The 9,344-nt window shown below is 71.7% G+C and carries 7 protein-coding genes; 5 read left to right on the forward strand and 2 right to left on the reverse strand.

Annotated features, from left to right (window positions below):
- Positions 1 to 17 precede the first annotated feature (17 nt).
- The gene (lon, locus tag P1P70_RS34200; protein ID WP_319244771.1) at positions 18 to 2,420 is read right to left on the reverse strand and encodes an endopeptidase La; all 2,403 of its coding nucleotides are present in this window, start codon (positions 2,418 to 2,420) and stop codon (positions 18 to 20) included.
- A 241-nt stretch (positions 2,421 to 2,661) separates the two neighbouring features.
- On the opposite strand from lon, the gene P1P70_RS34205 reads away from it, so the two are divergent.
- Positions 2,662 to 3,312: a GNAT family N-acetyltransferase gene (locus P1P70_RS34205; RefSeq protein WP_319244773.1), complete on the forward strand. Its 651-nt coding sequence runs from the start codon at positions 2,662 to 2,664 to the stop codon at positions 3,310 to 3,312.
- On the opposite strand, the gene P1P70_RS34210 is transcribed toward P1P70_RS34205, so the two are convergent.
- On the reverse strand, positions 3,296 to 4,213 hold the full coding sequence (locus tag P1P70_RS34210; RefSeq protein WP_319244775.1) for a rhomboid-like protein: 918 nt from the start codon (positions 4,211 to 4,213) through the stop codon (positions 3,296 to 3,298). The genes P1P70_RS34205 and P1P70_RS34210 overlap by 17 nt on opposite strands.
- A 311-nt stretch (positions 4,214 to 4,524) precedes the next feature.
- Here P1P70_RS34210 and P1P70_RS34215 point away from each other — a divergent pair, with 311 nt between their 5' ends.
- The 4 genes from P1P70_RS34215 to P1P70_RS34230 all read left to right on the forward strand — a co-directional run bounded on the left by P1P70_RS34215 (position 4,525) and on the right by P1P70_RS34230 (position 9,101).
- Positions 4,525 to 6,204 (forward strand): glycoside hydrolase family 3 protein, encoded by a 1,680-nt coding sequence (locus tag P1P70_RS34215; RefSeq protein WP_319244777.1) that lies wholly within the window; start codon positions 4,525 to 4,527, stop codon positions 6,202 to 6,204.
- Positions 6,205 to 6,324: 120 nt separating this feature from the next.
- Positions 6,325 to 6,999, forward strand: a complete 675-nt coding sequence (locus tag P1P70_RS34220; RefSeq protein WP_319244779.1) for a spermidine synthase — start codon at positions 6,325 to 6,327, stop codon at positions 6,997 to 6,999.
- 131 nt (positions 7,000 to 7,130) lie between these two features.
- Positions 7,131 to 7,868 (forward strand): response regulator transcription factor, encoded by a 738-nt coding sequence (locus tag P1P70_RS34225; protein WP_319244781.1) that lies wholly within the window; start codon positions 7,131 to 7,133, stop codon positions 7,866 to 7,868.
- A gap of 75 nt (positions 7,869 to 7,943) precedes the next feature.
- Positions 7,944 to 9,101: a HAMP domain-containing sensor histidine kinase gene (locus P1P70_RS34230; RefSeq protein WP_319244783.1), complete on the forward strand. Its 1,158-nt coding sequence runs from the start codon at positions 7,944 to 7,946 to the stop codon at positions 9,099 to 9,101.
- Positions 9,102 to 9,344 lie beyond the last annotated feature (243 nt).

Consider the following 9,344-nt stretch of genomic DNA (forward strand, 5'->3'; position numbering starts at 1 on the left):
CACCCCACCCCCCACGCTCACGCGGCCACAGGCACCCCGACCTCAGCCGGAGCCAGCGCCAGCTCCAGCACCTGCCGCACATCGGTCACCGCGTGCACGTCGAGCTTCTCCAGCACCTCCGCGGGCACATCGTCGAGGTCGGCCTCGTTCCGCTTGGGAATGACGACGGTGGTGACACCGGCCCGATGCGCGGCGAGCAGCTTCTGCTTCACCCCGCCGATCGGCAGCACCCGCCCGGTCAGCGACACCTCACCCGTCATCGCCACGTCCGTACGGACCAGCCGCCCGGACAGCAGCGAGGCGAGGGCCGTCGTCATGGTGACACCGGCGCTGGGGCCGTCCTTGGGGACCGCGCCCGCCGGGAAGTGGATGTGCACGCCCCGGTCCTTGAGGTCGGCGACGGGCAGCTCCAGCTCCGCGCCGTGCGAGCGCAGGAAGGAGAGCGCGATCTGCGCGGACTCCTTCATCACGTCACCCAGCTGGCCGGTGAGCGTCAGTCCCGCCGCGCCCGTCTCCGGGTCGGCCAGCGACGCCTCGACGTACAGCACGTCGCCGCCCGCGCCGGTGACCGCGAGCCCGGTCGCGACACCCGGCACCGCCGTACGCCGCTCCGCCGGGTCCTGGGCGGACTCGGGCACATGGTGGGGGCGCCCGATGAGCCCGCGCAGATCCCCGTCGGTGACGGTGAACGGCAGCTCACGCCGGCCCAGTTCGTGCTGGGCCGCGACCTTGCGCAGCAGCCGCGCCACGGACCGCTCCAGGTTCCGTACGCCCGCCTCACGCGTGTACTCACCGGCGAGCTTGCGCAGGGCGCTCTCGTCGAGCACGACCTCGTCGGCGTCGAGTCCGGCCCGCTCCAGCTGGCGGGGCAGCAGGTGGTCCCGGGCGATGACGACCTTCTCGTCCTCCGTGTACCCGTCGAGCCGGACGAGTTCCATCCGGTCGAGCAGGGCCTCGGGGATCGCCTCCAGCACATTGGCCGTGGCGAGGAAGACGACGTCGCTCAGGTCCAGCTCGACCTCCAGGTAGTGGTCCCGGAAGGTGTGGTTCTGCGCGGGGTCGAGGACTTCGAGCAGCGCCGCCGCCGGGTCGCCCCGGAAGTCGGAGCCCACCTTGTCGATCTCGTCGAGCAGGACGACGGGGTTCATGGACCCGGCTTCCTTGATGGCGCGGACGATCCGTCCGGGGAGCGCCCCGACATACGTACGCCGGTGCCCGCGGATCTCCGCCTCGTCGCGCACACCGCCGAGCGCGACCCGGACGAACTTCCGTCCCATGGCGTGCGCGACGGACTCACCGAGGCTGGTCTTGCCGACGCCGGGCGGCCCGACGAGCGCGAGCACGGCACCGCCGCGCCGCCCGCCGACTACACCGAGTCCCCGCTCGGCCCGCCGCTTGCGCACCGCGAGGTACTCGGTGATGCGCTCCTTGACGTCCTCCAGCCCGGCGTGCTCGGCGTCGAGGACGCCCTTCGCCCCCTGGATGTCGTACGCGTCCTCGGTCCGCTCGTTCCAGGGGAGTTCCAGGACGGTGTCGAGCCAGGTCCGGATCCAGCCGCCCTCGGGCGACTGGTCGCTGGACCGCTCCAGCTTGTCGACCTCCTTGAGCGCCGCCTCCCGGACCGCCTCCGGCAGGTCGGCGGCCTCGACACGGGCCCGGTAGTCGTCGGACTCCTCGCCGTCCTTCTCGCCGTTGAGCTCGCGCAGTTCCTTGCGGACGGCTTCGAGCTGACGCCGCAGCAGGAACTCTCGCTGCTGCTTGTCGACGCCTTCCTGGACGTCCTTGGCGATGGTCTCGGCGACGTCCTGTTCGGCGAGGTGGTCGCGCAGCAGCTGGGTGGCGAGCTTCAGCCGGGCGACAGGGTCGGTGGTCTCCAGGAGCTGGATCTTCTGGTCGAGGGTGAGGAAGGGCGAGTAGCCGGAGTTGTCGGCGAGCGCGGAGACGTCGTCGATGGCCTGCACCCGGTCCACGACCTGCCAGGCGCCGCGCTTGCGCAGCCAGCTGGTGGCAAGTGCCTTGTACTCCTTGACGAGTTCGGCGACCTGTCCGGGCAGCGGCTCCGGCACGCTGTCGTCGATCCGCGTCCCCTCGACCCACAGGGCGGCACCGGGCCCGGTGGTGCCGGCCCCGATCCGTACCCGCCCTATGGCGCGGATCAGCGCTCCCGGATCCCCGTCGGCCAACCGCCCGACCTGCTCGACGGCACCGAGCACGCCGGTGCTCGCGTAGGCCCCGTCGATCCGCGGCACCAGCAGCACCTTGGGCTTCCCGGGCACCGCCCGCGCCGCGGCCTGCGCGGCCTCCACCGCGGCCCGTACATCGGTGTCATTGAGGTCCAACGGCACCACCATTCCCGGCAGCACGACCTCCTCGTCGAGCGGCAGCACGGGCAGGGTGAGCGGTGCGGACGTCGATGCCATGATCTCTCCCTCGGCAGTCAAGTTGAGCTATGCCGACTCAATGCAGATGAGCCGAGGAATGTTCCCCGAGAGGCCGCCCGTTCGCTGTGGGCGATCACGAGCCGTCGATCGGGGGGCATGACCGGGACCGCGGGCCCAACCCCGACCACGACATCGAGCCGATGCATAGCCCCTCGCGCACACCACCTCTCACGTAATACCTTGTCCGCGATATCACCCATTACAAAAACACGAGGGCGCAGTGGACGGAACAGTGCGGGCATGGGTCGACGGATGGGTCGTGTCCCGAGGCGCGGCACCCCCGGTGGTCGAACCCTGGGGCTTCACCATCGACATGGGCCTGGCCCACCACGTCACCCGCCACGTCCTGTCGGCGACGAACGAAGAGGTGGAGGAGGACGCGGTCCGGAAGGTCGCGGACGCCGTCACCGGGTCCGGCACCTGGCTCAAGGTCTTCGCGGACGCGGCGACGATCAGCCCCTGGCTCGGCGAGGGCTGGGAGATCGACCCCGCACCCGGCCGGCTGATGACCCGGCGTCTGGGGCCCCAAGAGACCCCGGCCTCCGTGCCCGACGACTATCGGCTGCGCACCTGGTCGCGTGGTGGCGTGACCCGGGTGATGGTCGCGGCGCCCGACGGTTCCCTCGCGGCCCGCGGCCAGGTCGCCCCGACCGGCGCGACAGCGGTCGTCGACCAGATAGAGACGTCACCGGCCCACCGCCGCCGCGGCCTCGGCACCCTAGTCATGCGCACCCTCACCCACGCCGCCCGCGAACAGGGCGCGGAGACAGGGGTACTGGCCTGCACACCGGACGGCCGGGCCCTCTACGCATCACTGGGCTGGACGGTGACGGCCCCGCTCACGAGCGCGAAGTTCACCGGCCGGCCCTGACGGACGGTGCCGCGCACCACGCCCTGACCACCGGCCACGTCGCCACCCCGATCGCCAGGGACAGCAGATGCCCCCAGTTGGTCATCGGGTCCGTGTACGCGATCAGGTCGTCCACCAGCATGCCGCCGAAGCCCAGCAGGAGCGGCCACCGCAGCCACGGCGGCAGCAGGCCCGCCAGCGCGCCCGCGCTCGCCGCCACCCCGAAGCTGATGCCGTAGTCGAGGCGGTGGAGGGAGCTTTCGGGGAGGTGGCCGGCCAGCACGGCGAAGCCCACCGGGACCTCCGTCGCGAGGGTGGCGAGGACATGGCCCAACAGGAAGACACCGGCCGTGCGCCACGCGCCGACGCGGCGTTCCAGCGCGGTCAGCACCAGCAGGAAGGCGAGGGCGTACACGGAGCCGACCCCGCCCGCGACCCACAGCGCGCTCGCGACCAGTACCAGCACCGGAGAGTGGACGAGATGCGCCACATCCGTACTGGAGCCCTGGTGCAGGGCGTGCACCAGGGCCGGGTCGGCGTACTCGGCGACGAGCGAGGTCAGCGTGAGGACAGCGGCGTAGAAGAAGGTGAAGGGCGTGCCGACGGGAGTGGGGAGCAGCCGCCAGGCGCGCGGAAACGGAGTGCGCGGAAACGGAGTGCGCCGACACGGGGAGGACGCAGGCCCTGCGTGCGCCTCGCGGCCCACCGTGCACGCCCCGGGTTCCACCACGTACGCCACCGGATCCTGCTCGGGTGTCGCCCCCGGCTGCCGCTCGTGTTTCGCCCCCGGCTGCCGCCCGGGGGTCGCGCCCGGATCCCGCCCGGTTGTCGCGCCCGGCTCCCGCCCGGGTGTCGCCCCCGGCTGCCGCGGGATGCCGTCGAGTACGGGCCCCGCGGTCTCCACAGTCTCGGCGGCATCCAAGGTGAGGCGCTCCTTCCGTTTCACCTCACCCTCGACGGCCCGGTACGCCCTTGTCTGTGATCCCCGCCACTGGAAGGGCGATTCACAGAAAGCCGACAGCTCCACGAGCCTTCGAGCGGCCCTTCGGCCGCCCACCATGCCGCACTCGACGGCCCGGGCGAACCGGCGGTTACACGAGTCAATCGCCCTTTCTTTCAAGCCATCTCCCGCGTGACAGTGGCCACTTGCCCGAAACCTGGTACGCGCTCGGTTTCGCTGATTCCCTGAACGGGCCTGCGCGACGGAACCGCCACCCGTACAAGGAACCCCGGATGTCCACAGCCCCGTACCGTGACCCGAGCCGCTCCGTCGACGAACGGGTGGAAGACCTGCTGGCCCGGATGACCCTCGCGGAGAAGGCGGGTCAGCTCTGCCACGCGATGCTGACGATGAACGGCGACGGGACGCTCGCCGAGGCGACGGACGGGCCGTCGCTCCGGCAGGGCACCACGGAGCTGGTGGTGGACAGCCATCTGACCCACTTCAACCTCGTGGGCCGGTACGGAGCACGGGAGACGGCGGAGTGGGTCAACCGGCTCCAGGCACTCGCGGCCGACACCCGACTGGGCATCCCGGTCACCCTCTCCACCGGCCCCCGCCACTCGCTCCCCGGCAACCCGGCCGCCTCCTTCGGCACCGGCGCCTTCTCGGTCTGGCCCGAGCCTCCGGGTCTGGCCGCGATCGGCGATCCGGAGCTGGTGGAGAAATTCGGTGACACCGTCCGCCGCGAGTACCTCGCCATCGGCTTCCGTGTCGCCCTGCACCCACGGATCGACCTCTCCACCGGCCCCCGCCGGGCTGGCGGGCCCGGCACGTTCAGCTCGTCCACCGAGGTCACGAGCGCGCTGGTCAGAGCATACGTACGCGGCCTCCAGGGGCCGAGGCTCGGCCCGCGTTCGGTCGCCGCCGTGGTCACGTACGTCCCCGGCGGCACGCACGACCACCACCTCGCTCCGTTCCGGGCAGCGGTCGAATCCGGGTGCTCGCAGATGCTGCCGTACGACGGCCGGCCGATCGGCGTGGACGGCGGCCGGGAGGAGCGCCGCCGAGGGGAAGGCGGACGAGAGAAGGGCGGACGAGAGGAGGGCGGCCGCGGCTTCGACCGGGACGTCCTGACCGGTCTGTTGCGCGGACGCCTCGGCTTCGACGGTGTCGTGCGCACCGACTGGGGCCTGCTCACCGACACCCCCTTCGGCGGCGACGCGCACCGGACCCACGCCCGGGGCGTCGAAGACCTCACCGTCGTCGAGCGCGCCGCTCAGGCCCTGGACGCGGGCGCCGACCAGTTCGGCGGCGAGCAGTGCCCCGAGGTGCTCGTCGAACTGGTCCGTTCCGGCCGGATCCCCGAGGAACGGATCGACACTTCGGTCCGCCGCCTCCTGCGCGAGAAGTTCGTCCTCGGCCTCTTCGAGAGGCGGTACGTCGACCCGGACCGCGCCGAGGAGACCGTCGGCGCGAGCGACTTCACCGCTCTCGGCGAGGCCGCCCAACGCCGCTCGCTCACCGTCCTGACCAACCACTCCCTCCTCCCGCTGACCGACCGCCCGAACCTGTACGTCGAAGGGGTCGGCGCGCAGACGGCCTCCCTGTACGGCAACGTCGTGGCCGACCCGGCCCACGCGGACGTGGCCGTGCTGCGGCTGCGCACTCCGTGCGAGGAGCGGCCGGCAGAGACCCTGGCCCTGCTGGCGGCGGTGCCCACCCTGGTCTGCGTCAACCTGGAGCGGCCGGCCGTGCACCCGGAGATCGCCGCGAAGGCCGCCGCGCTCGTCGCCGACTACGGGGCCTCGGACACCGCCCTGCTCGACGTGGCCTTCGGCCGGGCCCGGGCAGAGGGCCGGCTGCCCTTCGAACTGCCGCGTTCCGTGGCGGCGGTCGAGGCCTCCCGCCCCGGGGCCCCCGACGACACCGAGGACCCGCTCTTCCCGTACGGCCACGGCCTGACGCTCTGACGGTCCGGCGCTCCGGCGCCGACCCACCGGGCGGAGCCGAGCCGGGCGGGGCCGAGTCCGGCCGGGCCGGGCCGTCGTAATTCTGCTGCCCCCGCGCCGGGCACACGTAAGGATGGGCGGATGCTCATCACCGACGAACCCGTGGTCATCGACCGGCACGAGGGCCCCTACGGCGAGGTCGTGCTGCGACGGCACGGAGAGCTGTTGCAGATCATCGCCAACGGGTGCTTCCTGATGGACACCTCGGACGGCCGCTCGGAGCGCCTGCTGGTCGACGCCGCCCTCTCCTCGCTGACGGATCGTTCTCGGCCGAGTGTGCTCATCGGCGGTCTGGGCGTCGGCTTCTCGCTCGCCCGCGCCGCCGCGGACCGGCGCTGGGGTCCGATCACAGTTGTCGAACGCGAACCCTCCGTCATCGCATGGCACCGCTCCGGTCCGCTGGCCGAGGTCTCCGCCGGAGCGCTCGCGGATCCCCGTACGGAGGTCGTGGAAGCCGATCTCGTCAAGTACGTCAATGAGACATCCGCCACGTTCGACGCGCTCTGCCTGGACATCGACAACGGGCCCGACTGGACCGTGTCCGAGACCAACGACAGCCTCTACTCGCCGGCCGGACTGGCAAGCTGCGCAAGGGTGTTGAGGCCAGGTGGGGTGCTTGCCGTGTGGTCGGCCCGGCCATCTGCGGAATTCGAGGAAACCTTGGGGAATGCCGGGTTCCAGCAGGTGCGTACCGAAGAGATCCCGGTTGCCCGAGGAGTTCCGGACGTGGTGCACCTCGCGGTCCGACCTGGATAGCCCTGGTGCGGTGACTGCCCGTACCCTGCTTGCCTGACGCCGATCATTCAAGCGTCAATCGCAGTCATGCGCAGCCGTGCGCAGTCAAGGGATCACCCCACGGATTCCGGAAAGCAACACAGGGGCGGGCGATGGAGCAGACACACACCACCCACAACAGCACCACGGCGACGCCGGGCGCACAGCGCCGGGTCCTCGTGGTCGAGGACGACGCGACGATCGTCGACGCCATCGCGGCCCGCCTGCGCGCCGAGGGTTTCGTCGTCCAGACCGCGTCCGACGGACCTGCCGCGGTGGACACCGCGGAGGCCTGGCAGCCCGACCTGCTGATCCTCGACATCATGCTGCCCGGCTTCGACGGCCTGGAGGTGTGCAGGCGCGTCCAGGCCCAGCGGCCCGTCCCCGTGCTGATGCTCACCGCCCGGGACGACGAGACGGACATGCTGGTCGGGCTCGGCGTCGGCGCCGACGACTACATGACCAAGCCGTTCTCCATGCGTGAACTGGCCGCCCGCGTGCACGTCCTGCTGCGCCGGGTGGAGCGGGCCGCGCTGGCCGCCACCACGCCACGCTCGGGCATCCTGCGCCTGGGCGAGCTGGAGATCGACCACGCGCAGCGCCGCGTCCGGGTGCGCAGCGAGGACGTGCACCTCACGCCCACCGAGTTCGACCTGCTCGTATGTCTCGCGAACACCCCGCGTGCCGTACTCTCGCGCGAGCAGCTGCTCGCCGAGGTGTGGGACTGGGCGGACGCGTCCGGGACGCGGACCGTGGACAGCCACATCAAGGCGCTGCGGCGGAAGATCGGCGCGGAGCGGATCCGCACGGTGCACGGTGTGGGGTACGCCCTGGAGACCCCGACTCCCTGACCCGTGCCCGCCGTTCCGCGTGCACAGGGCACACGTAGGCACGCAGGCAGGTAGGCGCAAGGGGCTGGTGGCGTGATGAGCGGAGTCGGTGACCCGAGGTCCCGGAACCGGGGTCCCGGTGGCGCGCAGTCGCGGAAGGGCGCGGGCCCGCTCGGCGGGGTGCGCCCCTTCTCGATCAAGACGAAGCTGGGCGCGCTCGTCGTCATCTCGGTCCTGATCACCACCGGTCTGTCGATGATCGCGGTGCACACCAAGACGGAGCTGCGCTTCATCACGGTGTTCTCGATGATCGCCACACTTCTGATTACGCAGTTCGTGGCGCATTCGCTCACCGCGCCCCTGGACGAGATGAACGCGGTCGCCCGGTCCATCTCGCGCGGCGACTACACCCGTCGGGTCAGCGAGAACCGCCGGGACGAGCTGGGCGACCTCGCCCACACGATCAACCTCATGGCGGACGAGCTGGAGGCCCAGGACCGCCAGCGCAAGGAGCTCGTGGCGAACGTCTCCCACGAGCTCCGTACGCCCATCGCCGGCCTGCGCGCGGTCCTGGAGAACATCGTCGACGGCGTCACCCAGGCCGACCCGGAGACGATGCGCACGGCCCTGAAGCAGACGGAGCGCCTGGGTCGCCTGGTGGAGACCCTCCTGGACCTGTCCCGCCTGGACAACGGCGTGGTCCCGTTGCGCCGCCGCCGCTTCGAGGTCTGGCCGTACCTCTCGGGTGTCCTCAAGGAGGCCCAGATGGTCTCCTCGGCCCGCGGCGGCGTCGCCTCCGACTCCGGCAAGCACACACGTACGGACGTGCACCTGCACCTGGACGTGCACCCGCCGGAGCTGACCGCGAACGCGGACCCGGAACGCATCCACCAGGTCGTGGCCAATCTCATCGACAACGCGGTCAAGCACAGCCCGGCGCACGGCCGTGTGACGGTGAAGGCCCGGCGCGGCCCCACCGCCGAGTCGCTGGAGCTGGAGGTCCTGGACGAGGGCCCCGGCATCCCCGAATCCGAGTGGCACCGCGTCTTCGAACGCTTCAACCGGGGCGCCGTCAGCTCCCCCCACGGCCCCGGCAGCGACGGCGGCACCGGCCTGGGCCTGGCGATCGCCCGCTGGGCGGTGGACCTCCACGGCGGCCGCATCGGAGTGGCAGAGTCCCCCAAGGGCTGCCGCATCCAGGTGGCCCTCCCCGGCGTCCCCCCAAAAACCCAGGGCACAGCGGCGACCACCTAGCACCCCCCCCGGCCCCAGAGGCCGCAGTCAGCCTGTGCACGGCGAGCCACAGGCTCTCAGGTGCGCGGCGTGCCACACGCTCTCAGGTGCGCGGCGAGCCACATGCCCTCAGGGGACGGCGAGCCGCCCGCCCTCAGGGGCACAGCGAGCCGCCGCTTTCAGGCGCCGGGTGACCGCCGGCTTTCAGGGGCGCGGGGAACTGCGCGAGCAACCCCCACCCACCCGCACCCGCCCAGATCACCC

The organism is Streptomyces sp. MB09-02B (genome assembly GCF_033794485.1).
Lineage (GTDB): Bacteria > Actinomycetota > Actinomycetes > Streptomycetales > Streptomycetaceae > Streptomyces.